Annotated in this window: 27 protein-coding genes and 1 tRNA gene; 18 read left to right on the top strand and 10 right to left on the bottom strand. The window is 68.5% G+C overall.

Features of this window, described 5'->3' with window-relative positions; all coding sequences use genetic code 11:
- The first annotated feature begins 2 nt into the window (after positions 1-2).
- Positions 3-872, top strand: a complete 870-nt coding sequence (locus NKI68_RS03530; RefSeq protein WP_254545309.1) for an RNA-guided pseudouridylation complex pseudouridine synthase subunit Cbf5 — start codon at positions 3-5, stop codon at positions 870-872.
- Here NKI68_RS03530 and NKI68_RS03535 read toward each other — a convergent pair.
- Complete coding sequence (locus NKI68_RS03535; RefSeq protein ID WP_254545310.1) at positions 869-1765, bottom strand: mechanosensitive ion channel family protein; 897 nt, start codon at positions 1763-1765, stop codon at positions 869-871. The two genes, NKI68_RS03530 and NKI68_RS03535, sit on opposite strands and share 4 nt — an antisense overlap.
- A 210-nt stretch (positions 1766-1975) precedes the next feature.
- Between NKI68_RS03535 and NKI68_RS03540 the strand changes: the two genes are divergently transcribed.
- The 5 genes from NKI68_RS03540 to NKI68_RS03555 all read left to right on the top strand — a co-directional run bounded on the left by NKI68_RS03540 (position 1976) and on the right by NKI68_RS03555 (position 5694).
- A tRNA-Pro gene (locus NKI68_RS03540) sits at positions 1976-2048 on the top strand.
- 226 nt (positions 2049-2274) lie between these two features.
- A complete protein-coding gene (locus tag NKI68_RS23910; protein ID WP_438267809.1) occupies positions 2275-2382 on the top strand; it encodes a DUF7563 family protein in 108 nt (35 codons plus the stop codon).
- A gap of 312 nt (positions 2383-2694) precedes the next feature.
- A complete protein-coding gene (locus tag NKI68_RS03545) occupies positions 2695-2856 on the top strand; it encodes a hypothetical protein (RefSeq protein ID WP_254545311.1) in 162 nt (53 codons plus the stop codon).
- Positions 2849-5260, top strand: a complete 2412-nt coding sequence (locus NKI68_RS03550; protein ID WP_254545312.1) for an amino acid permease — start codon at positions 2849-2851, stop codon at positions 5258-5260. Before NKI68_RS03545 ends, NKI68_RS03550 begins: the two co-directional genes overlap by 8 nt.
- An 8-nt stretch (positions 5261-5268) precedes the next feature.
- Entirely contained in the window at positions 5269-5694 is a 426-nt protein-coding gene (locus tag NKI68_RS03555; RefSeq protein ID WP_254545313.1) for a hypothetical protein, read from the top strand.
- A gap of 264 nt (positions 5695-5958) precedes the next feature.
- On the opposite strand, the gene NKI68_RS03560 is transcribed toward NKI68_RS03555, so the two are convergent.
- Both NKI68_RS03560 and NKI68_RS03565 read right to left on the bottom strand, forming a co-directional pair.
- A complete protein-coding gene (locus tag NKI68_RS03560; RefSeq protein WP_254545314.1) occupies positions 5959-6708 on the bottom strand; it encodes a winged helix-turn-helix transcriptional regulator in 750 nt (249 codons plus the stop codon).
- A 397-nt stretch (positions 6709-7105) separates the two neighbouring features.
- Entirely contained in the window at positions 7106-8122 is a 1017-nt protein-coding gene (locus NKI68_RS03565; RefSeq protein ID WP_254545315.1) for a DUF7972 family membrane protein, read from the bottom strand.
- Between the two features lie 317 nt (positions 8123-8439).
- Between NKI68_RS03565 and NKI68_RS03570 the strand changes: the two genes are divergently transcribed.
- Entirely contained in the window at positions 8440-8805 is a 366-nt protein-coding gene (locus NKI68_RS03570) for a hypothetical protein (RefSeq protein ID WP_254545316.1), read from the top strand.
- A gap of 65 nt (positions 8806-8870) precedes the next feature.
- Here the strand turns inward: NKI68_RS03570 and NKI68_RS03575 are convergent, their stop codons facing one another.
- Entirely contained in the window at positions 8871-9674 is an 804-nt protein-coding gene (locus NKI68_RS03575) for a PGF-CTERM sorting domain-containing protein (RefSeq protein WP_254545317.1), read from the bottom strand.
- 61 nt (positions 9675-9735) lie between these two features.
- Here NKI68_RS03575 and NKI68_RS03580 point away from each other — a divergent pair, with 61 nt between their 5' ends.
- From NKI68_RS03580 to NKI68_RS03600, 5 genes are all read left to right on the top strand, one after another.
- Complete coding sequence (locus NKI68_RS03580) at positions 9736-9912, top strand: hypothetical protein (protein ID WP_254545318.1); 177 nt, start codon at positions 9736-9738, stop codon at positions 9910-9912.
- 253 nt (positions 9913-10165) lie between these two features.
- Positions 10166-10477, top strand: coding sequence for a hypothetical protein (locus NKI68_RS03585; protein WP_254545319.1), 312 nt, complete (start codon positions 10166-10168; stop codon positions 10475-10477).
- Between the two features lie 139 nt (positions 10478-10616).
- Positions 10617-11312, top strand: coding sequence for a glycosyltransferase family 2 protein (locus NKI68_RS03590; protein WP_254545320.1), 696 nt, complete (start codon positions 10617-10619; stop codon positions 11310-11312).
- A gap of 117 nt (positions 11313-11429) precedes the next feature.
- A complete protein-coding gene (locus tag NKI68_RS03595) occupies positions 11430-12407 on the top strand; it encodes a beta-ribofuranosylaminobenzene 5'-phosphate synthase family protein (protein ID WP_254545321.1) in 978 nt (325 codons plus the stop codon).
- Positions 12408-12451: 44 nt separating this feature from the next.
- Positions 12452-12772 (top strand): transcription factor S, encoded by a 321-nt coding sequence (locus NKI68_RS03600; protein ID WP_254545322.1) that lies wholly within the window; start codon positions 12452-12454, stop codon positions 12770-12772.
- Here the strand turns inward: NKI68_RS03600 and NKI68_RS03605 are convergent.
- On the bottom strand, positions 12769-13863 hold the full coding sequence (locus NKI68_RS03605; RefSeq protein ID WP_254545323.1) for an aminopeptidase: 1095 nt from the start codon (positions 13861-13863) through the stop codon (positions 12769-12771). The genes NKI68_RS03600 and NKI68_RS03605 overlap by 4 nt on opposite strands.
- A gap of 240 nt (positions 13864-14103) precedes the next feature.
- Here NKI68_RS03605 and NKI68_RS03610 point away from each other — a divergent pair, with 240 nt between their 5' ends.
- Together NKI68_RS03610 and NKI68_RS03615 are read left to right on the top strand one after the other, a co-directional pair.
- Positions 14104-14595 carry a DUF7344 domain-containing protein gene (locus tag NKI68_RS03610; RefSeq protein WP_254545324.1) on the top strand — a complete coding sequence of 164 codons (492 nt, stop codon included), beginning with the start codon at positions 14104-14106 and terminating at the stop codon, positions 14593-14595.
- Positions 14588-15010 (top strand): HalOD1 output domain-containing protein, encoded by a 423-nt coding sequence (locus NKI68_RS03615; protein ID WP_254545325.1) that lies wholly within the window; start codon positions 14588-14590, stop codon positions 15008-15010. The genes NKI68_RS03610 and NKI68_RS03615 overlap by 8 nt, the downstream gene beginning before the upstream one ends.
- A gap of 167 nt (positions 15011-15177) precedes the next feature.
- On the opposite strand, the gene NKI68_RS03620 is transcribed toward NKI68_RS03615, so the two are convergent.
- Positions 15178-15621: a hypothetical protein gene (locus NKI68_RS03620; RefSeq protein WP_254545326.1), complete on the bottom strand. Its 444-nt coding sequence runs from the start codon at positions 15619-15621 to the stop codon at positions 15178-15180.
- Between the two features lie 113 nt (positions 15622-15734).
- Between NKI68_RS03620 and NKI68_RS03625 the strand changes: the two genes are divergently transcribed.
- Positions 15735-16271 carry a hypothetical protein gene (locus NKI68_RS03625; RefSeq protein WP_368410922.1) on the top strand — a complete coding sequence of 179 codons (537 nt, stop codon included), beginning with the start codon at positions 15735-15737 and terminating at the stop codon, positions 16269-16271.
- 42 nt (positions 16272-16313) lie between these two features.
- Here the strand turns inward: NKI68_RS03625 and NKI68_RS03630 are convergent, their stop codons facing one another.
- The 4 genes from NKI68_RS03630 to NKI68_RS03645 form a co-directional block, all read right to left on the bottom strand.
- Positions 16314-17171 carry a ZIP family metal transporter gene (locus NKI68_RS03630; RefSeq protein WP_254545328.1) on the bottom strand — a complete coding sequence of 286 codons (858 nt, stop codon included), beginning with the start codon at positions 17169-17171 and terminating at the stop codon, positions 16314-16316.
- Positions 17172-17219: 48 nt separating this feature from the next.
- Positions 17220-17912, bottom strand: coding sequence for an SDR family NAD(P)-dependent oxidoreductase (locus NKI68_RS03635; RefSeq protein ID WP_254545329.1), 693 nt, complete (start codon positions 17910-17912; stop codon positions 17220-17222).
- A gap of 53 nt (positions 17913-17965) precedes the next feature.
- On the bottom strand, positions 17966-19096 hold the full coding sequence (locus NKI68_RS03640; RefSeq protein ID WP_254545330.1) for a hypothetical protein: 1131 nt from the start codon (positions 19094-19096) through the stop codon (positions 17966-17968).
- A gap of 112 nt (positions 19097-19208) precedes the next feature.
- Complete coding sequence (locus tag NKI68_RS03645; protein WP_254545331.1) at positions 19209-19655, bottom strand: DoxX family protein; 447 nt, start codon at positions 19653-19655, stop codon at positions 19209-19211.
- A 236-nt stretch (positions 19656-19891) separates the two neighbouring features.
- On the opposite strand from NKI68_RS03645, the gene crtID reads away from it, so the two are divergent.
- From crtID to cruF, 3 genes are read left to right on the top strand one after another with little or no spacing between them, the layout of a single operon-like run.
- Entirely contained in the window at positions 19892-21400 is a 1509-nt protein-coding gene (crtID, locus tag NKI68_RS03650) for a bifunctional phytoene desaturase/3,4-desaturase (RefSeq protein WP_254545332.1), read from the top strand.
- On the top strand, positions 21400-22293 hold the full coding sequence (locus tag NKI68_RS03655; RefSeq protein ID WP_254545333.1) for a prenyltransferase: 894 nt from the start codon (positions 21400-21402) through the stop codon (positions 22291-22293). Before crtID ends, NKI68_RS03655 begins: the two co-directional genes overlap by 1 nt.
- Positions 22286-23140, top strand: coding sequence for a bisanhydrobacterioruberin hydratase (cruF, locus tag NKI68_RS03660; RefSeq protein ID WP_254545334.1), 855 nt, complete (start codon positions 22286-22288; stop codon positions 23138-23140). Before NKI68_RS03655 ends, cruF begins: the two co-directional genes overlap by 8 nt.
- The last annotated feature ends 35 nt before the right edge of the window (positions 23141-23175 follow it).

Genomic DNA, 23175 nt, shown 5'->3' on the forward strand with positions numbered 1-23175 from the left:
ACGTGATCGTGCGCGGACCTCCGGACGACCGATCGCTCGCCGACCTCCTCTCGTTCGGCGTCGTCAACCTCGACAAGCCACCCGGTCCCTCCTCCCACCAGGTCGCGGGGTGGCTGCGCGACCTCGTCGGCGTCGACCGCGCCGCCCACGCGGGGACGCTCGACCCCAAGGTGACCGGCTGTCTCCCGGTCACGCTCGGCGACGCGACCCGGATGGCGCAGGTCTTCGACGACAGCGTGAAGGGGTACGTCGCGGTGCTCGAACTCCACCGACCCGCCCCCGCCGACTTCGAGGCCGTCGTCGCCGAGTTCGAGGGGGAGATCTACCAGAAACCGCCGCGAAAGAGCGCCGTGCGCAGGCGGCTGCGGACGCGGACGATCCACGAGCTGACGGTCCTCGAACGCGAGGAGCGACGCGCCCTCCTGCGCGTCGAGTGCGCGTCCGGGACCTACGTCAGAAAGCTCTGTCACGACCTCGGCCTCGCGCTGGGCACGGGCGCGCACATGGGCGACCTGCGGCGCGTCCGGACCGGCCCGTTCGACGACACCGACCTCGCGACGATGCACGACGTGACCGACGCGCTCGCGTTCGCCGACGACGGCGACGAGTCGCTCCTGCGCGAGTGCGTCCGCCCCGCCGAACGCGCGCTGGTGCACCTCCCCCGCGTCACCGTCGCCGAGAGCACCGCGGAGCAGGTCGCCCACGGCGCGCCCGTGTACGCGCCGGGCGTGCTCGACGCGGAGGACGCGGAGGAGGGTGCCCTCGTCGCCTGCTACACGCCCGACGGCGCGGCGATCTGTCTCGGGCGACTCGTCGGCGATCCGGACGCGGACGCGGGGACCGTCGTCGACCTGGAGCGCGTGCTGGTCTAGCCGTCCCGCCACGGGGTGCGCTCGGGCGGCCCCACGACCGCGACCTCCCCGTCGACGTACTGTGGGTATGGAAGTTCGACGTCCTCCTCGTCGCAGCGCTCCTTCACCGCCTGCGCGAACGCGGACCGGATGTCGAGGTAGCGCCGACGCGAGGGGCTCCGGATCCAGACGTACGTCTTCAGCCCGACGTACCGATCCGCGAGTTCGTCCACGTAGACGGCCGGCTCCGGCACGTCGAGGATCTCGTCGATCCCCCCGGCCTCCTCGAGGACGATCCGGCGCGCGGTGTCGATGTCGTCGTCGTACCCGATGGTGATCGGGAGGTCGATGCGCAGTCGCGGCTTCGTCACGTAGTTGGTGACCTCGGCGTTGATCAACGTGGAGTTCGGAACCGTGACCACCTGGTTGTCGAACGTCCGGATGCGCGTCATCCGGAAGCTGATGTCCTCGATGACGCCCTCGCGCTCGTTCCACGCGATCCAATCGCCGATGTTGAACTTCGGATCCGAGATCATGAACAGTCCGCCGACGATGTTCGAGATGATGTCGCGCGAGGCGAACCCGATCGCGAGCGTGAGCGCCGCCGCCATCGTGGCCGTCGCGGACACGAGGTTCCCGAAGCCCGCGACCGCGAACGCCACCCCGACGGCCACGACGAGGACGCCGCCCCGGACCGCCTTCATCGCCGGCCGGGCGAGCGTCGGGTTGGGGTGGCGAGCGTCCACCACCCGCTGGGCGACCGGAACGACCAGCCACCGGCCGACGAACACGAGCGAGACGAACACGACCGCGAACACCGCGAGCTGTGCCAGAAACCCGAGCAACTGCGCGGCCGACTCCGCGGCGAGGTTCTCCAACCGACCGAGTTCGCCGGAGAGTTGCACGGAGGTCATACGCATGACGACCCCACTCGGCCGCGGCCGATAAGACCGCGGAACGAACCGATTCGGTGACCGTCATCGCGAGCGACGCGCGCTCGTCCGGCTCGGACGCCCTCGTCCGCGTTCGTTCGAGTGGCGTCGCGAGAGCGCCGTCTCCCGGCCGAAGGGAAACGAAGTGCTTAACCCGGGGACCGCCATCTCTCGAAACGCGAACGCGAATGCGGGACCGTGGGGTAGCCTGGTATCCTCGGCGCATGGGGTGCGTCGGACCTGAGTTCGAATCTCAGCGGTCCCACTGATTCCCTCGACGCTGACGGGCAGCGTCGAGTGTAACGGTTACGAGCGCGGAGATTCGAGCAGACGAGTCGCAGCCCGCACAGCGAGCGGAGCGAGCGGGACCGTCTCGGCGAGTTCGAATCTCAGCGGTCCCATAAGGGATTCTACAGGATCACATCACCGAGCGGTAGAACACACTGAGCCTGCCGAATTCGGCGGTCGGAGCGGTCGTGATGGTGGGTCGGATGCGAGTCGCCGAGCAGCGGGCCTGTCCGCACTGCGGACGGCACGGCTCACGCGACTTCCGCCGGACTTTCGGCGACAACGAGAACCGCGCCCACCGCCGTCGGTAGTGGGAACCGGACCACCCATCGCCTCGAACATCCGGCGGCGGTCACGAGCGATAGTCTCGTCGATGCGCACGCGTACTGCTTCTGCTCGCCGAACTTCGACGCAGATTGACCGATTGGGTGTGAATCCGTCGCGGTCAAACTTGCGACCTCCTGACCCGAGTGACCGAGCAATTTCCACTACTGGCTACAGTTCGAGAAACCCGTGGATTTCGTCCTACCCCACCGGTAGATGGCTACACCGTACCTTATTTAAATATCTAATTTTCCCCTACGTTAGTCACTTTTATATTGAGATGGTGATAGCGAAATCGCATGGTGTCAACACTGACGATAGGAGCCGTCCTCACGTTACTCGCCTGGGTCGGGCTCCAGGTCGCCGTGATTCACGGTAAGTACGTCGTGGACAAGATCGCAGCGGGGGACTACGAGAAGGGCCCGTTCGACCGACGGGACGAGGGTGGTTCTCGTGAGTAGCGAGGGGGGACTCCCCGGTCACAGCGACAACGAAGAACTCGCTCGCGACCTCTCGGTGTTCGACATCACGATGATCGGCATCGGGGCGATGATCGGTGCCGGGATCTTCGTCCTGACGGGTCTGGCCGCGGGGCAGGCCGGACCTGGCCTCGTGATGGCGTTCGCGTTCAACGGGTTCATCACCATCTTCACGGGGATGGTCTACGCCGAACTCGGTTCGGCGATCCCGGAAGCCGGCGGCGGGTATCTCTGGGTTCGTGAAGCCCTCGGCCGGTCGCAGGCGTTCCTCGCCGGCTGGATGTCCTGGTTCGCCCACGCCGTCGCCGGCTCGCTGTACACCCTCGGGTTCGGTGCGTTCGTCCACCTGCTTCTGACGGACTATTTCGGCATTCGGTTGTTCGCGCCGGTCGATCTCTTCGTGCTCACGATCGGGCCGGAGAAAGTCTTCGCGGCGTTCGCTGGCGTGCTCTTCGCGTACATTAACTTCCGGGGAGCGAAAGAGACCGGGCTCGCCGGCAACGTCGTGACCCTGATCAAGGTCACGGTCATCGTCGTCCTGATCGCGTTCGGTCTCGGGTACATCTTCGGCCACCCCGCGGAGGCGACTGCTCGATTCGAACCGTTCCTCCCGCGCGGCTTCGGTGGCGTCTTCATCGCGATGGGACTGACCTTCATCGCCTTCGAGGGCTACGAGATCATCGTCCAATCCGGCGAGGAAGTCGTCAATCCGAAGAAGTCAGTGCCGAAAGCGGTCTTCTACTCGATGGCGATCGTCGTCACGATCTACATGCTCGTGGCGATCGTCCTCATCGGGGCGGTGGCGGTCACGCCCGACCTGTTCCGACTCGCCGGGGAGGGGGCCGCGTCAGGCGGTCACGGTGCGACGAACCTTCCACCGGTCCCGGACGATATCTCGGACGCGGCGGTCTGGGAGATCCTCGGCCATCTCGGCGAACTGGGGCTCGCTCGTGCGGCCGGTCAGATCATGCCGTACGGGACCATCGTCATTCTAGTCGCGGGGATCTTCTCGACGCTCTCCGCGCTCAACGCGACGACGTACTCCTCGACGCGCGTGTCGTTCGCGATGGGGCGCGACCACGTCCTGCCCGATGCGTTCAGCGCGGTTCACTCCGAAAAGCGGACGCCGCACATCGCGACGGCGCTCTCCGGAGCGCTCATCATCTTCATGGCGGTCGCGCTTCCGATCGAGGCCGTCGCGGCTGCGACCGACGTGATGTTCCTCCAGGTGAACTACGCCGCTATCGTGATCCGACGGGAATGGGGCGATCAGATCGACTACGGATACGTGATGCCGTACTTTCCGTACGTTCCGATCATCGGTATCCTCACGAAGCTCGGTCTCGCCGTCTACCTGTTTAATTACAGCCCGCTAGCGTGGTACGGAGCGATCGCCTGGATACTCGTCGGAGTCGGGATCTTCTTTCTCTACTCTCGCGGGCGCGTCCGCGAGACGGAGGCCGAACAGGAGACGCGGCTCATCACCGAAGAACGCGCGCCCGAGGAACGCGGTTACCAGGTACTGATTCCGATCGCGAATCCCGGCCACGCAGAACAGCTGGTTCGTGCCGGTAGCGCAGTAGCGCGGCACAAGGACGGGGAGGTACTCCTCACCAGCGTTGCAACTGTCCCCGAACAGACGCCGCTCTCGGAGGGGCGGCGCTACGCGGACGAACAGCGGGATCTCCTCGACGAGGCGATGCAGTACGCTCCCGATGATGTCCCAGTCCATCAGACGGTGACGATCGGCCACGACGTCGCGAAGAGCATCAACAACGTCGCGTACCAGCGCGACAGCGACCTCGTGCTGCTCGGCTGGCGGGGTCAGCGCAAACGGTTCTCCGACTACGCGCTGGGATCGAACATCGATACGGTCGTCGAAAACGCCGAGTGTGACGTCGCCGTGGTGAAGACTACACGATCGCCGAACCCCGGTCACGTACTGGTGCCGACTGCCGGCGGACCGAACGCAGACCTCGCAGAACTCTTCGCAGCCGCGTACGCAGCAGTCGGTGCCGACGTGACGCTCTTCCACGTCGTAACCGACGGCGACGTCGAAGACGCTCGGTCGTTCCTCGCCGAGAAACAGGAGGCGCTGGCCGAATCGAATATCGAAGTCGATACCGCCGTCGAAGCGGGCGACGACGTCGCTCAGACGATCCTGAGACGCGCTCGCGAGGGTGGGTTCGACTCGATCATCATCGGAGCGGCGGGCGAAGGTATCCTTCGCCGCGTGATGTTCGGCGAAATCCCCGAGACGGTCGGCGAGGAGTTCGAGGGGGAGGTCGTGATGGTACGCAAGCATCGGCCCGTGCAATCAGACGTGAAGCGGTTCGTCCGAAAGTGGGTGGGGAAGGGCGCGAAGGCCACTACCATCGGGAGGTAAGTCGTGCGATGGTTCCCCCATCTCGCTCGGACGACTTCGATCCGCCGGGCCGGTCGCCGAGTACCCGGATCGCGGGAACCGTAGAACGCGTCTGCGTGGTCGGTGTGCGCCTCTCGATTCCGCTCCTTCTCCTGGTCGTCAGTTCGTTCGCCGCCTACCTGGTCGGGGGGTACGTGCTCACCTCGCTGGGCGTCTGGTCTCCCGGGTACACGTTTCTGTCCCTGCCCGAGGACGTCTACTTCGCGTGGTTCAGTTTTATTTCGGGCGGGACGATCTGTCTGGGGACGGGATCACTGATCGGATTGGCGTTTCTGACGGAGGGTGAGGGTCAGATCCACAACGAGATCTCGATTCTCGCCTCGTTCGTCGGCTTCGGCTTCGGAGCCGGTGTCATGCGAATAACGTACGCAACCGTACTCGCGTCCCTCTCGTAGGCCTCGAGCGTCTCGCGGTCAGTACGCGATGCGCTCGACGACTGCGTTCGGGAACGTCCGTCCCCTCGTATCCTACTGGTCGCGAGTGAGGCCGAGTACTCCACTCCGGAGTCGATCGCGATCGTCGCCCGGAATCCGAGGCCACGCTCCAGGGGTTTCGGCATCCGTTAGCCGCCCTTCGGGAGTCGTTCTGCCGGAGGAAGATCCGTCGCTCAGTCGAACGAGCAGCGTTCGGTTAAAAGAGACGGTCCCTACGGCTCGAAGTCACCGGCTTCCCTGGCCGAACGCTTCGAGCGTCTCCTCGTCGATACCCCCGCGGCAGAATATCGTCACGAGGTCGTCTGCACGGACGGTCGTATCTCCGCGGGGAGTCAGTATCGTGTCGTCGCGTTCGATCGCTACTACCAGGACGTTCGGGTGGATTATGCCCCGTTCGTTGGCTTCGCTCAGGGTGAGTCCAGCGACGTCGGCGCTCGCCGACACCGGGAGTTCGACGACCTCCGCGCCCCCGGACAGCTTCATGAAATCCGTGATGGTGATACCGTCGCGGGATTCGTCCGGGCCGAACTTGTGATACGGAAGCACCTGTTCGCTCTGGAGTAAATTCTCCTCCTCGATCTCGAGGCCGATGCTCGAGAGGTTGCTCGCGACGTGATTCAACTCCTGCATATCGTCGCCGACAGCGGTCACGTGGAGATTGCTTCGCCCCTTCATCAGCTGTCGGACACCGACGACACCGGGGATCTCGGCGACCTGTTTCGAGAGGCGATCGCGGTCGGGGACCGGGCTCGTGCAGATGTAGAGATTCGTGAGCCGCCCCTCCGTGCGCTGATAATCGATGGTCGCGTGGTAGCCGCGAATGACCCCGGCGTCCTCGAGTTGGGCGATTCGATTTCGAATCGTCCCCCCGGAGACGTTGACCTCCTCCGCGATCTCCGGGGCCGACGTATTGCGCGCGTCGCGAACGAGGTGATACAGGATTCGCCTGTCGACTGCGTCCAGCCTCTTGCTCATGGATCTCGTCTTGCCTACAGGGAAATAATCGGTTTGGACTGCTCCGACGCGGGGGTCCTCCTTTCCCGCTCGTAAGCCAGTCTCGTCGGCTGTTTCGCGCCCGCCCGGCGAGGACCGATGACGAAGACGGTCGAGAGGTGCTCGTCCCGGTGCCGGATCCGACCGCGGAGATCGTACGAGAGGCCGAGGAGCACGGTTTCGCGATCGTCGGCGTGTCAGATTCGAACTCCGAGACAACGCACGCGAGTTGTGTGCTACTCTGAAGGACGGCGGCCAACGTCGCGCTTCCTTCGACGTGAAATCGGCCGAGCGCCATCGCCAAGCCGCGTCAGTTCGACCCCGGGTGAACGACGCGAAGGGCCGACGTCCCCGGAACGCGAGAGATCCCGGAAGTCCCTCAGGACCGCTGTTCCTGGGTCATGAACGGCGTGATGCCGATCGTCCGTCGGGAGACCGTCGCGAGCCGCAGGATGTAGGAGAAGAGGACCGACAGGGGCACGAGTCCGAAGGCGACGACGAGCGGGACGAGGATCGAGAGGGTCTCGGCGGGGAGCGTCGCCCCCGTCGGCTCGCCGTAGACGAGGATCATCACGAGCGCGCTGCCCACGGCCGGAACGCCGACGAGCAGCAGGACGCGAGAGAGGTTCACCAGCTCGTACTGGATGTACATCGTCTTGAAGTAGTGCCGGGCGATGTCGGCGTCCTGCAGCGCGGTGACGGTCTCGTCGAGGAGCCGGAGTTGATCCGTCGAGAGGTCCTCTCGGTGCACCGTCCGGAGTCGCTCCGCGCGGCTGATCTCGTCGCCGTAGTTCGTCTCCAGCGTGACCGCGAGCGCGGTGAACACGCCCTCCTCGGCGGCGTTCAGCACCCGATCCGCCCGGTCGATCTTGTCGGTGAGCGTCGTGACGAGGTCGTCGATCTCGCGGGCGACGGGGCCGCGGCTCTGGTTGATAGCGAGTCCGCCGAGCGATTGCACCTTCTCTCGCGTCGCCTCGAGGAGCACCTCGACGAAGCGGGAGGGGGTGTTCGGAACGACGGGTCGGCCCGTGAGTTCCGCGACGTCGCTCCGGTAGCGCATCACGTTCCGTATCTCCTCCCGGAGTTCGCCGGGCGTGTTCAGCTCCCGCGAGAGCACGAGTTCGTTGATCGCCAGGACGATCGTCAACAGCGTCAGGTTCCCGCCGCCGAGCGTGCTGAAGAGGAAGAACATCGCGCTCGGGTCCGCGACCGCCACGATCCCGGCCAGTTCGAGGCCGACGAGGAGCGCCAGGAAGACGCCCGCCAGCGCCGCAGCGACGACGAACCGATCCCCGAAGAGCAACAGCCAGTCCACGGGGTCGGTCACGAACTGTGTCGTCCCCCGCTCGATCCGCGACACGAGCCGCCCGAGAGGACCGCCGATGTCGAAGCTCATCGCCCGATCCGTTGGGGACAGCACGGCGTAAGCGCCCGCCCTGCTATCGCCGCGGGTCACGGTCCGCGCCCCCGCCCCGTCGGGATGACGCCGCGTGCGCCGACTCGGGGGTCGATCTCGCTGCTCGTTCGGAACGCCACGACGACCCCGACGGACCCCCCGCTACCCGGCGGTATTCCCCGTCGGCCATCCCGATGGGCGAAAGAGGCTCACGGAATCGATACAAGCGCTCGACATATTTCTCTGCGGAGCGTCGGTATCCGTAGGAGGTGGGTCACAGGATGTCGAAACTTACGTGTCACAAATGCGGTGAGAGGATGGACGCGACGGCGTTGTTGAGTCACATCAAGGCGTGTACCACGGACGAGGGGGACGGGTTCGAAGACCGTGGCGAGAGGGGCGGGTTGCAACTGCAAACGCTCGCGCGTTCCGGGCGACACCTGTCGGGAGGAACGGCGGAGCGGGACGAGGTGCGGGACGTGTTCGAGGAACTCAGGCGATTGAAGCGGCGGGTCGCCGTCCTCGAACGCGAGCAGTTCGCCGTTGGTTCGATCGACCGCCGGCTGGCGGTCGATCACGAACTACAGGTGTGTGACGCGTGCGGTGCCGTGGTGAGTCGGTTCGCGCCCGACGGTTCGGCCGACTGTCCGGGGTGCGACCACGGCGTGTTGCGACGGATCTGACTGACCTCGTCGAGTCGTGAGAACGACCGGTCCGTTCGACGTAGTCGGAGGGACGGCGAAACGGGTCAGGCGCGACGGCGCAGCAACAGCGTCGCGCTCGCGAGGGCGACGACGGCGGCGGCGACGCCGAATCCGGGACCGGTCTGGTTGGACCCCTCCGCGGGGTTCTCGCCGGTCGCGTTGGTCGACTCGTTTCCGCCCGTCTCCGTCCCCGCGTTCGTTCCGCCCCCGTCGGAGGACGGCGTCGGGGTTTCGGTCCGGTTGAATTCGGTCGAGTCGGTCGTTCCGTCGCCGTCGGAGTCGCGCTTCGTGGGAGAGAGTCCCGCGTCGACCTCCTCGCCGTCTGAGACGCCGTCCCCGTCGGTGTCCCGTTTCGTGACGTTGGTTCCCCGCCGGATCTCCTCGCCGTCGGGGAGGCCGTCGCCGTCCGTGTCGCGTTTCTTCGGGTTCGTCTTGAACTTCCTCACCTCGATGCTGTCGGAGAGGCCGTCGCCGTCCGTGTCGCGGTAGGCGGGGTCGGTACCGTACAGTTTGACCTCCTCGCCGTCGGAGAGGCCGTCGCCGTCCGTGTCGGCGACGGTCGGGCCCGTGTTGTAGCGGCCCGTCTCGTTCGCGTCGGAGAGGCCGTCGCCGTCCGAGTCCGGCGGCCTGCTCGCGTTCGTTCCGTTCGTTCCGTTCGTTCCGCTCGTGCCGTTCGTCCCGTTCGCCTGCATCGCGAGGGTCACGCTCGTCCACGCCGAACCGCTCGCGGACCCCTGGCTCTCCTCGAGAGCGGTACGTTCCGCCAGCGCGACTCCCGAGAGCGGCGAACCGGTCACGGCGAGGGTCAGCGCGAGAACGACCATCACTCTGGCGCGCGTCAACGACATAATTTCACCACTACGTCATGGGGTTAGTATTTTCCGCTGGACGGGACGGTGCCCTGGCCCGGTGGTCGCGACGGCGACCGTCCCGGAGGCGTCGACGGTCGGCGCGTTCGCGGAGCCGACCGCCGCGTCCCCCGAACAGGTCCGTTATCCCTCGAATAACGCCGTACCGCTCCCCGATCTCCCCGTCACCATCGGGAGATCGTATTCGGTCGTTGAGGTTCACGATACCGACTCATAACTAATCCCCACTACTTTGATCACTGAATGTATGCGTTCAGGTAAGTACTGCTCGGACAGGACGAAACGGGGGAAAGCGCCGTCCGGAAGCGGTGATCGGGCGTGTTTCCGACGGACCGAGCGCCGTCGATTCGAGGCGTTCGGGATCTCCCCCGCCCGCAGAGGCCCCCTCCCGAACGGGTTCCCCCGATCTACGTGCATAGCCACGAAGTACATTCAACTGGGGGGGAGAGTCAATTGACGGGAGGCGACAGATGGCGATAACACGCGATACCGAGACCGAGACCGGCACTGACACTGACACCGACACGGGCGGCGAGCTGTGCGATCCGACGACGCTCCCGCCACAGCGAGCGTGCGAGCGCTGTGGCTGTGACCGCTTCTACGTCTACGGTCGCGACGGCGAACGACCGCGGTTCGTCTGTCCCGCCTGCGGAGTCCGTCTCGACGGCGACGCCCACACGGCCGACTCGGGGGAGTCGACCGAGTCGAGCGACCGGACGCTGCTTGCGGACGTCGCGAGCGCGCTTCCGCTCGCATCGTTGCCCCGCGGGCGGCACGACTGAGGTCGGCGGGCCGCTCTTTTCTCGCCGCCGCGCGATCGGAGCCGAGCACCGCGGGCGCAGGGAGTCGCGCGTCGCGTCGCGGGCGCTGGACGCCCGCCGGATCACCACCGTTAATGCGCCCTCCGCGCGCCCGTCCGGTATGGACGCCGCCGTCGTCGTACCCGCGTACAACGAGCGCGCCGCCGTCTCGCGCGCGCTCGACGCGCTCGCCGGGCAGGACGCAGAGGTCGTCGTGGTCGTCGGTGGCGACGACGGCACCGAGACCGTCGCGAGAGAGCACGCAGCGACCGGTCGCGTCGTTCGCGACGAGGCGGAGGACGGCCCCGCCGCGGCGCGCAACCAGGGTGCCCGCGCGACCGACGCGACGGTCGTCTGCTTCACGGACGCCGACACCGTCGTCCCGCCGGGCTGGGTGGCGCGGCATCTGAGCCACTACCACGATCGGCGCGTTGTCGGCGTCGGCGGGCCGCTCAGGCCGCTCGACGGCGACCGGACCGACGAGGCGCTGTTCAAGCTCCTCTCTGACTACTGGTACCGCGTCTCCTGGCCCGTCGGCTTCGTCCAGGCGAGCGGTAACAACTGTAGCTACCGACGCGAGGACTTCCTCGCCGCCGGCGGGTTCGACGAGTCGCTCCCGTTCATGGAGGACACCGACTGTTCGCTGCGCATGAAGGCCCGCGGGAGACTGGTGTACGATCCCCACGCCTGGGTTCGAACCTCCGTCCGTCGCCAGCGCGAGGAGGGCTACGGCGGGCTCTTCCTGCGCTACGCGATCGGGTACGTCCGGTACGCGCTCGGTCGCGAGCCCGGATCGAGGTACTTCAGGGACTGGTAGGGGAGAACGGGGCGACTGGGGACCGACGCCGGCGGGAGGCGGACGAGGACGGGCGAGACTGGTGGTAGGCCTTTCCGGTGACGCAACCGGGATACGACCCACCGTCGATGGGCGGACATGGTTCGGGTCGAGACCGGCGCGCGTCTCCACTTCGGGTTTCAGAACCTCTCGCTCGCCCACGAACGCCTCTACGGCGGCGTGGGCGTGGCGCTCGACGAGCCGCGCGCGGTCGTCGAGGCCGAACCCGCCGCGACGCTCGACGCCGATCCGACCGTCGAGCGCGCCGCCCGACGCGCCTGCGAGGCGCTCGACGTTCCCGGCGCGCGCGTCCGCCTCGTCGAGTCCCTCCCGCGGCACGTCGGACTCGGGAGCGGGACGCAGCACGCCCTGGCGACGCTCGCGGCCGTCGCCGACGCGCACGACCGCCCGGCCCGCGTCCGCGAGCGCGCGCCCGCCCTCGACCGCGGCGGGCGCAGCGGCGTCGGCGTCGCCACCTTCGAGGCCGGCGGGTTCGTCGTCGACGCCGGCCACCCCGCAGAGCGGTTCACGACCGCCCCGCCGCGGCCGGGCGAGTGGGCCGTCCCCGCGGTCGCCGTCCGCCACGACGTGCCCGCCGACTGGCGATTCCTCCTCGTGATCCCGGAGGCCGAGAGCGGGAAGCACGGCGCGGACGAGGACGAGAGCATGCGGGCGGTCATCGAGCGCGCCGACGCGACCGTCGCCGACGAACTCGCGGCCGTCCTCACCCGACGACTCCTCCCGGCCATAGCGGAGGGCGACGTGGAGCGGTTCGGCGCGGCCGTCGCCGCCCTCGGTCGCCTCAACGGCGCGTGGTACGCCGACGAACAGGGGGGCGTGTACCGCCCGCCCGCCGGCGAGGTCGTCGCCGCCCTCCGCGGGTCGCCCGCCGTCTCCGGCGTCGGCCAGTCGTCCTGGGGGCCGACGATCTACGGCGTGACCGACGAGGACCGCGCCGGAACGGCGGCCGACGACGCCCGCGCGGCCCTCGACGAACTGGGCGTCGGGGGCGACGTTCGCGTCGTCGCCGCGCGCAACGAGGGCGCGAGCGCGAGCGGTCCGCCCGCCGACGGGTGACTTACGACGGGTGACTTTTGCCCCTCGAGCGACTACGCGAGGGCATGCAGTTCTGCGACGACTGCGGTTCGCTGATGCACGCCGACGGGGACGAGATGGTCTGTTCGTCCTGCGGCGCGCGCGTCCCCAAGGACAGAGAGCGCGCCGCGCAGTTCGTCAGCACCGAGAAGCAGACGTTCGACGACGTGATCGAATCGTCCGAGGAGGCGGCAGACGAGGGCCTCCCGAGCACCGAGGCGACCTGCGAGGAGTGCGGCCACGACCGGGCGTGGTACACGATCAAGCAGACAGCCAGTGCCGACGAACCCCCGACGCGCTTCTTCAAGTGCCAGGAGTGCGGCCACCGCTGGAGAGGGTATAACTAGCCGTCGAACCCCTCCTCGAACCGGAACGTACCGTCCCGCTGGACGACCTCGCCGTCCACCTCGATGCGCGAGTCCTCGCTCACGTCCACGAGCATGTCGACGTGCGTCGCGCTCGCGTTGAACTCGCGACCGTCCGGGACGCACTCCTCCACGGCGTTCCCGAGCGCGAGGTGGACGGTGTCGCCCATCTTTTCGTCGAACAACAGGGTGCCGGTGAACCGATCGATCCCGCGGTTCGTCCCGATGCCGAGTTCGCCGAGCCGTCGCGCCCCCTCGTCGGTGTCGAGCACGCTCGTCAGCACGTCTTCGTTCCGACCCGCGGTGTGGTCCACCACCTCACCTCCCTCGAAGACGAGGCGGGCGTCGCGCACCTCCCGGCCGTGCCGGCGCACCGGCAGGTCGAACGTCACCTCCCCCTCGACGCTGTCGGGGACCGGCGCGGTGAACACCTCCCCGCCGGGGAGGTTGCGCGTCGCGTCGTCGCTACCGGCTCGCATCCCGTCGACGCTCATGGAGAGGTCGGTCCCCTCGCCGCTCACGACGCGCACCGCCGCCGCCGGGTCGAGGATCTCGACCAGTTGCTCCTGGAACTCGCGCTGGGCGGCCCAGTCGCGGTTCACCGCGTCGTAGACGAAGTCCGTCCACGCGGCGGTGCTCATCTCGGCTCGCTGCGCGTCGGCGGGCGTCGGGTGCTGGGTGATCACCCAGCGCGTCGACTCGAGGCGCTCCTCGAGCACGGGGCGGTTGGCGCGAGCGGAGGCGGCCGCCTTCGCCGGGTCGACGTCGCTCGTCTCGGCGGCGTTCGTCGACCCGGCCACCATGATCACCACGTCCGTCTCCCGCATCGCCGCGAGGTCGTGTCCCTTCGTCCGGAAGTCGTCCACGTCCATCGCGCGGGCGTACGCGCGACCGGCTCGCCGATTACGCCACGAGAGGGTCGGCCGCGCGCCGCGTTCCCCGAGACGTTCGTAGAGCGCGACGACGAGATCGTCCGCCGTCGCGGGCGCGCTGATCAGCACGTCGTCGTCGGGGCCGACGTCGGTACAGTGATCGACGAGGATCTCCGCGTGCCTCCGCACTCGGTCGTCCATGTTCGCCGAACCGACTCGCCACCGTCCCAAAGGACTCCGCCAAGCTCGGCGGAAGTGTAACTGAAGGTAGCGGTGCGTGACGGCACCGGAACGTACGCTCGACCAATATAGTACCCGTATCCGACCTTTTTTATGGTGAATATGCGTCGCGCAGGGATCGGGTACGTACACTATCGATACCGAGACAGTGCTCGCTGGTCCGGCGAGATGATTAATAGGCTGTAAACTCAGGTGGGAGGTATGGGCGATGAATCAGAGCAGCCAGAGTCCGGGGGGGGCATGCAACGCGACGTCGACGACTACATTCGGACTGCGCAACCACCGCCAGTGGAGGTACTGGACCTGCAGTTCGTCTACGAGGCGCTGGCGCATCCGCGACGACGGTACATCGTCTACTCCCTGCTTTCGAGCACGCGGTGGACGCTCACCGAGTTGGCGACGAAACTCGTCGCGTGGGAACGGGATATCCCCGCGGAGGACGTTGCCGACGTCGAGCGGGATGAGATGTACATCTCCCTCTATCACGCTCACATCCCGAAACTGGTCGAGTTGGACATCGTCGAGTACGACGACGGCGAGGACGCGGAGATAATCGTCGCGGACGAGAACGCTGCGCAGGTACTCGCAGCCCTGGAGGGTGCCGGAGCGAGCGTCGATGCCGCCCAGGAAACACACGCACGGGACGACCACGAAAAAAAAATAACTACGAAAGAAGGTGACAACGATGGATAAGGAGCGATCGGGACAAAGTCCTTCGATCGATACAGGCCAGGAACATCGTGAACCCACGTCCACGAACTGGCAGATGGACGCGCCGACTCCCGGGGAGACAGCTGACGGAGGCTGGGACTTCGTAACACAGGCGCATTACGACCCGGCCGAGTCCCGGGACCTGACCACCGTCATCATCGGTGCGATCGCGGACACCGAGAACGTCCCCGGAGTCGAGGTCAAGACCCCACCGCTCTACGAGATGGTGGACGTTACGGGCATCGAGAACGCCCTGTTCGGCCGTCCGGACGCAAACAGGAACGATACGGACTCGACCGTCGAGTTCCGCTACAACCAGTACAAAGTGAGCGTCGATGCCGACGGCTGGGTAACGGTCGCCGAGTCCTCCGGAAGGGCAACGACCGACGAGGCGTGACGGGAAAACGGGACGTGGTCCGTTCGAGCCACGTTCTGTAGATCTGGAGGCACGACCACCGCCTACGTCGCTTCCCGTCGAAGGGCCGGGATTCCCTGCTCGAATTAGATGGACGATATCGAGAAGAGGTGTACGGAAGCGGTTTTTCTATCGCCCATTACCCCACCTCACCGCCCCTGACCGCCACTGAACTCCCCCTCCACGACGGCCTTCGCGCGCCGGAGGTCGTCGTCGATCCGCCGTCTGTGGTCCGCCCACTCGTCGTCCGAGAGGCGGGGCCGGCGAACGGTGAGGTGGACGAGGACGCAGGCGGTCTCGCCGACCGGGAAGAGCCGCGAGCGGAAGAACTCCGATGCGCCCCCCTCGTCGACCACTTCGAGGTCGGCGATGCCGAACTCGCGGTCAAGGTGCGGGTAGACGGTGAACTCGTCGCCGGTCGGGTCGGTCCCACGAAACGCGCCCCGGCCGGCGCGCTCGACCGCGCTGGCCCAGTCGGGGTACAGCGTGGGGAACGCCTCGGGGTCGGTCACGCGCGACCAGACCGCGTCGAACGGCGCGGCGAAGAACACGCTCGACGTGTGCGTGTCCGCCGCCGTGAGCGTCGTGGGCATACGAGAGAGAGGCGACGAGAGGGGATATACGCTACCGACGCCGCCACCGGCGCGCCGTCGGCCGGCGAGTCGGCCCCGCCGTTCGGTCCGCACTCGGGCCCGTCGAAGGACGTATGCCTCCGTGCGACACAGTAGAGGACGTGACCACGCCCCGCCGCGTCGAGGTCCACCCGGGCTGTGAGGCGATCGTCGAGTTCGACCCCGAGTTGACCTTCGAGTGCGTCCCGGAGTGCACGTGGTGCTGTCACCACGGCGTGTTGCTGTACGAGGAGGACTTCGCGGAACTCGCGAAGCGCGAGAACCTGAACCGCTCGACGAAGCAGCTCCGCGGCCGCGACTTCGTCAAGCGCGAGGACAAGGACCGCGAGGAGCACGTCGACGTGGACGGCCGCGCGTGCCACTTCCTGCGCGACGACGGCCTCTGTGCGCTCCACGCCGAACACGACTGGAAACCCACCCGCTGTTCGGTCTTCCCGCTCTCGGTGAGCGTCGAGGACGGCGAGATCCACGTGGACGTGCGGGAGTCGGCGCACGAGTACTGCGAGGGGCTGCACGTGAGCGACCGGAAGGTCGTCGATCACCTCGACGCCTTCCTCCCACGACTGCTGTGGGACCTCGACGACCCGACGAGCGACGTCGTCATCGAGTAGCGCGACAGCGACGACGGTACCGCCGATCCCCCGCTTCGCCGGTCAGCGCAGGACGACCCACGCGAGGAAGACGACGACCGCGCCGAGCGACGTGCTCGCCACGGCGTGGGTGCGCAGGCGGTCGAGCAGGCGGTGGTCGTCGGCGGAGATCTGGGCCACCTCCGTCACCTCGCTGCCCACCTCACAGCGGGGGAGGAAGTCCATCGCCACGTGGAGGAAGATCCCGGCCGCGAAGCCGAAGACGGCGGCGTTCGTCGCGGGGGCGCTCGGTAGGCCGACGCTCGCCGCCGGGATCGCGGTGAGTCCGACGCCCGCGGCAGGAACCAGAAGCACCAGTGGCGAGCGCCCCCCGTCCGCGAGTCGCCGTGCGGCGGCGTAGCCGGCCGGTCCCTTGTGCGAGACGATGGCGAGGCCGAGCAGGAGCCCCAGCTCCGGCATCGCGCCGTAGACGAGCCCGATGATGAGGCCCGCCGAGAGGGCGTGGGCGGCCAGTTGCGCCGCGGTCGCGTCGAACGGGAGGTCGAGGTGGGAGATCCGGTGTCCGAGGGTGTGCGACGCGAACCCGACGAGGAGGCCCGCGGCGACGCCGAACCCGCCGATCTTGGGATCGAGACCGATCGCCTGCGGGAGCAGGAAGGCGGCGGCGCTCGCCACCATCGCCCCGCTGGCGAGGCCGTACCCCCAGACGAGGCGGCGGGCGTCGACGCTCCCGGCGGCGCGGACGCCGAGCGGGATCGCCCCCGCCATCGCGGCGAACGCGACCCAGCTGATGGCCGTCACCTTCCAGAGTCCGGCCGAGAGCGCGGCCGCAGACAGCGCCACGAGCGCCGCGACGGCGACCGCCCCGACCCCCGAGGATCGACCGATCGCCGCGCGAGAAACGGTGTCCGTGATACCCATCCGATTAACAATTCTATGCTCCAAGTTACTAAAACGCTCGGTTCGTCGTCACCGGGTCGCGCGTCGCCACGCCCCGAGGTCGAGGACTCGGCCGTCGACGTCCTCGTCGGGGGCGTCGACCGCCGCCCAGCGGAACATCGCCGCGACGGCGTCGGGATCGCGTCCGTCCCCGCCGGCGAGGGCCGTCGAGACCGTTCCCGGGTCGACCACGCCGACCGCGGCGTCCAGTTCGGCGGCGAACTGTCGCGCGACGGCCTCCGCGAGCGCCTTCGAGACGGCGTAGGAACCGAACTCCGGCCTCGCGTCGCGGGCGACCGAACCGGAGGGCACCAGCACGCGCGCGCCGCCGTTCAGGTGCGGGACGGCCTCGCGGATCGCGGCGTAGACGCCCCGGCCGTTCGTGCGCAGGTGGTCGTCGAAGGCGCTGTACGACTCCCCCGCGAGCGGCGTCTCGCCGGGCGATCCGTGGTAGACGCCGGCGCAGGGGACCAGGAGGTCGATCCCGTCGCCCTCGCGGGCGGCGACTTCCATCAGCCGTTCGAGGTCGAACTCGTCGCGGACGTCCGCACGGAGCCCCGTCGCGCGCCCCCCGTCGGTCTCGATCCCCTCGACGACCGACGCCAGCGCGCCGTCGTCTCTCGCGCACAGCGCGACGTACGCCCCCTCGTTCGCGAACAGGCGGGCGACGCTCGCTCCGATCCCCCGGCTCGCGCCGGTCACCACCGCCGTCAGGTCGTCCATGCGGGACGCACGCCCGGGGGACGCTTCGTCGTTTCGCAGGTCGCCGGGGACCGTTAGGGCGGCCGACGCTCGAACGACAGCCCGGAGTGCACGCCGTAGGCGTCCTCGAGTCGCCGCAACCCCTCGAAGAGACAGAGCGCGCTGTGGGGGACGATCCCGCGGGGGTCGCTCAGCTCGGCCAGACGGTCGCCGTCGGAGAGCGCCACCCACTCGGGGTCCGACCCCTCCCAGTTCATCGAGAGCCCGTCGCGGACGTAGCGGTAGTACGCAGGCGACTCGACGAACAGCAGGGAGCAGAGGAGCACGTTCGCGCCGAGAGCGTTGCAGGCCGCCGCCGCGAAGTCGAGGTGCGCCTCCCCGCGCTCCAGGAGCCGCTCGAGGCGGACGACCGACTCGTGGGCGAGCGGGTCTTCGTCCCCGCCCTCCGCGTCGAACAGCTCCTCCGCGAACTCGGTGAGGAGGGCGCGACGGACGCTCGGCGGCTCCCCCGCCGAGTCCGGGGCGACGATCCCCGAAACGCCGACCGCGACCTTCTCGGGGTAGTGTGCGACGCCCGCCGACCGTCGGTAGCGGATGGTCGCGTAGCCGTCGCCGGTGTCGAACACCGGGAGCACGCCCGCCCCGAGGACGTTCGGCGGGAGATTCGACCTGAAGAACGACGCGGCGTCGGGGAACCGTCGCTCGCGACGGGGGAGAGAGAGCGCGTCGATCGCCCCGCGGAGCGCGCCGTCGGAGGCGTCGGGCGGGACGTCGGCGTCGTAGAGCGCGCGCGTCAGTTCCTCGTCGAGGCCGACCGCCGTCGAGCAACCCGAGAAGTAGTCCGACCGCGTGACGGGAAAGGGAGGGCAGTCCGCGTCGGTCGCGCTCACGGCGTACGTCTCGCCGTTCCAGAGGCCGGCGTCGTCGCCGCCGCGGTCGGCGCGGCGGGCGCGGAGCGATGCGACGACCCCCTCGTCCACCGCGGTGCGCTTCTCGTCGCGGTAGGGCCCGAGGACGGCCGACACGTCCGACCGCCCGGCGAGCCACCCCCGCCGCGCCAGCAGCGGGTAGGTCCGTTTCTCGCCGTCGATCGCCACGTCGTAGAGGTCGCCGTCGTCCCCGGGACGGTAGTACTGGATCGCCGCGCGCTCTGCGAGGTTCGTCGCGGCCGCGGCGCGCCGCCAGCGGCGGTAGCTCCCGGTCATCGCTGTCGTAGAGCGCTTCGTCCGCTGCCGGTATAGCACTTCGCGCTCGGCGGTGGTCGCGGTCGGTGGAAAGGGAACCGCGTCGGGCCGACCGCACCCCGGGCGTCGCGCGTTACCGCCCGGTGGCGCGGCGGAGGAACGCCACCGCCGCGCCGAGCATCGCCACGTTCTTGACGAAGTGGTTTCGCTCGTTGCCCCGCTGCTCGTCGGGCGCGTTCCAGAAGTCGTGCATCGTCGGCGTGATCGCCGCGAGGAACGTCACGACGGCGGCCGTCGCCAGCCTCGGGACGCGCCAGAGCGCGACGCCGACGCTCCCGAACGCCAGCAACCCCGTCGCCAGCGGGACGAGGCGCTCGGGGACGGGGACGCCGTTCGCCTCCGCGTAGGCGATCTGTCCGTCCAGGTTCCGAAACCCGTCGATCGCCGTGTACGCGAGCACGCCCCCGAACAGGAGGCGACCGAGCAGCGACGGCGGGTCACGCTCGCCCTCCGCTTTCTCGCCGTCGGCCCCCTCTCGGGTGTCCGTCTCCGTCTCCATCTCGCTCCCCGTCTCCGCCATCTATCGGCACCCCGCGACAGGTGTCACTGCGTCGTTCATGCACGCTGGGAAACGTGCGGGCGGAAGTTAAGCCCCGAGATCGTCCAGAGGCTTGCCGCTATCCGGGTCGGCACGCGCGGCGTCCGAGGGACGGCGAAACCGACGATGCGCTTCTCGCCCGCAGGCTCTACCGCCGGTGGTTGCCGTCGATCGGTCGGAACGAGCGGGTTTTAGTTCGCTCCGACTAACAGTGACGCATGGTCCTACGACGGGACGCGGACGGGACGCCCCTCGCCGGACGGTCGGTCGTCGTCGTCGGTGGCGGGTTCGGCGGCCTCTCCGCGGCCTGCTACCTCGCGCGCGACGGCGCGGACGTGACGCTGTTGGAGAAGAACGAGCAGGTCGGCGGGCGCGCCTCGCGGCTGGAGGCGGAGGGCTTTCGCTTCGACATGGGGCCGTCGTGGTACCTCATGCCCGACGTCTTCGAGCGGTTCTTCTCGCACTTCGGCGAGCGCCCCGCCGACTACTACGATCTCGAACGGCTGGACCCCCACTACCGGATCTTCTACAAGGACGGCGACCGGATCGACGTGACCGACGACCGCGAGGAGATGGTGGCGCGGTTCGAGTCGGTGGAACCCGGCGCGGGCGCGGCGCTCGAGTCCTACCTCGAGACGAGCGAGACGCACTACGAGGTGGCGATGGAGCACTTCGTCTACGAGGACCGCCCCCGCCTGCGCGACTGGGTGGACCTCGACGTGCTGCGCGCCGCGCCGATCGGCCTGCAACTGATCGGGACGATGGACGACTACGTGGCCGACTACTTCGACGATCCGAAGCTCCAGCAGATCATGCAGTACACGCTCGTGTTCCTCGGCGGGTCGCCGAAGAACACCCCGGCGCTCTACAACATGATGGCGCACGTGGACTTCAACATGGGCGTGTTCTACCCCGACGGCGGGATCGGCGCGGTCGTGGACGGCATCGCCGACCTCGCGGCGGGACTGGGCGTCTCGATCGAGACGGACGCCGAGGTGGTCGAGATCACGAAGCGCCGCGAGGGCTTCCACGTCGAGACCGTGGACGGAACGGTCCATCGCCCCGACTTCGTCGTCAGCGACGCCGACTACGCCCACACCGAGCAGGACCTCCTCCCGGAACACGAGCGCCAGTACGACGCCGACTACTGGGCGTCGCGCACCTACGCGCCGAGCGCCTTCCTGCTCTACCTGGGCGTCGAGGGCGACGTCTCCCCGCTCGCGCACCACACGCTCGTCCTCCCGACCGACTGGGACGGGCACTTCGCGGACATCTTCGACGATCCCGCCTGGCCCGACGACCCCGCGTACTACGTCTGCGCCCCGAGCGTGACCGACGACTCGGTCGCCCCCGAGGGCCACGGCAACCTGTTCGTCCTCGTCCCGATCGCCCCCGGACTGGAGGACACCCCCGACCTGCGCGAGGCGTACCGCGAGTTCGTCCTCGCGGACCTCGCGGAGAACGCCGGCGTCGACCTCCGCGACCGGATCGTCTTCGAGGAGTCGTTCTGCGTCGAGGACTTCGCCGACCGCTACAACGCGACCCGCGGTACCGCGCTGGGGCTCGCCCACACCCTCCGCCAGACGGCGCTTCTCCGCCCGCCTCACCGCTCTGCGGCCGTCGACGGCCTCTACTTCGCCGGCGGGTTCACCACGCCCGGCGTCGGCGTCCCGATGTGCCTCATCAGCGGTGAGCATACGGCGTCCGCGCTCGTAGACGACCTGTGATGACCGGAAGCGACGAGCGCCACCTGCGCGCCGGCCTCGACGGCCTCCTCCCCCCGGAGTCGACGCGCCTCGGGTACCTGCTCCGCCTGTCGCGCCCCCGGTTCTGGTTCTACCTCGCCGGCCCTGTGATCGTCGGGGTCGCCTACGCCGCCGGGAGCGTCCCGGAACTCCTCTCGCCGATCGCGCTCGCGCTGTTCGCGTACTTCCTCGTCCCGGCGAACGTCTACCTCTACGGGGTCAACGACGTCTTCGACGCCGAGGTCGACGCCCACAACGAGAAGAAGGAGGGGCGCGAGGTGCGCTTCGAGGGGGGTCGCCTCGTGCTCGGGGTCGTCGCCGCCAGCGGCCTGCTCGGAGTCGCGCTCGTCCCGTTCCTCCCGGTCCCGGCGCTCGTCGCGCTCGCCGCCTTCGCGTTCCTCGCCACGGAGTACAGCGCGCCCCCGCTGCGGTTCAAGACGACGCCCCTCCTCGACTCCGCGTCGAACGGGCTGTACGTCCTCCCCGGCGTCGTCGCCTACGCCGCCGTCGCGGGCGAGTACCCCCCGCTCGCCGCCGTCGCGGGCGCGTGGCTCTGGACCATGGGGATGCACACGTTCTCCGCGATCCCGGACGTCGAACCGGACCGCGCCGCCGGCATCCGGACGACGGCGACGGTCCTCGGGGAGCGCCGCGCGTACGCCTACTGCGCGACCTGCTGGCTCGCCGCGGCGGCCGTCTTCGGCCTCGTCCACCCGTTCTTCGCCGCGGTGCTGCTCGCCTACCCGCTCCTCGTGTTCGCCATCGTGCGCTCCGGGGTGGCGGTCGACGAGGCGTACTGGTGGTACCCGACGATCAACACGCTCGTCGGCATGGCGATCACGCTCGGCGGGCTCTGGAGGCTCCTCCATGGCTGAGGTCGAGACGACCCCCGCCCGGGCGCGCGTCGAGACGCGCCTCGACGACCTCGTCCGCGGGAATCGGTTCGTCATCTCGGTCGTCTTCCCGGTCGTCGGCGCGGTGCTGCTGGTCGCGAGCGCGGAGTCGCTGCTCGGCCCGCTCGCCTACAACCCGTATCTCATCCTCGCGGGGGTCGTCGTGATGCGCCTCCCGCTGGTCGCGGGCGTCGCGCCCCTGCTCGACCGCCGGGCGACGGCGGCGCTCCTCGCGTTGACCCTCTACGCCTACGGCATCGAGTACCTCGGCGTGACGACCGGGTGGCCCTACGGGGAGTTCGAGTACGCGATCGACCTCGGGCCGATGCTGTTCGGGGCGATCCCGGTCGGCCTGCCCGTGTTCTTCTTCCCGCTCGTGCTCAACAGCTACCTGCTCTGTCTGCTCCTGCTCGGCGGGCGCGCGGACCGGGCGCGGGTGCGCCTCCCGGTCGTCGTCCTCGCCGTCCTCGGGATGGACCTCGTGCTCGACCCCGCCGCCGTCTCCGTCGGCTTCTGGAGGTACGCCGGCGGCGGGGCCTACTACGGCGTCCCCCTCTCGAACTACCTCGGCTGGGTCCTCTCGGCCACGGTCGCCGTCGCCGCCTTCGACCTCGGCTTCGAGCGCGCGGGCCTCCGCCACCGCTTGCGGGAGTGCGAGTTCATGCTCGACGACCTCGTGAGCTTCGTCCTCCTGTGGGGACCGATCAACGCCTACTTCGGCAACTGGGTGCCCGTCGGCGTCGCCGCGCTGTTCGGCCTCGGACTGCTCTACACCGACCGCTTCGACTTCGACGTTCGCGACTCGATTCCGGGGCTCGGCGCGCGGTGACGCGGCGATGCTATCCAGATCAGGGACCGGAACGA

Origin of the sequence: Halomarina pelagica (assembly GCF_024228315.1) — an archaeon.
Classification (GTDB): Archaea; Halobacteriota; Halobacteria; order Halobacteriales; family Haloarculaceae; genus Halomarina; species Halomarina pelagica.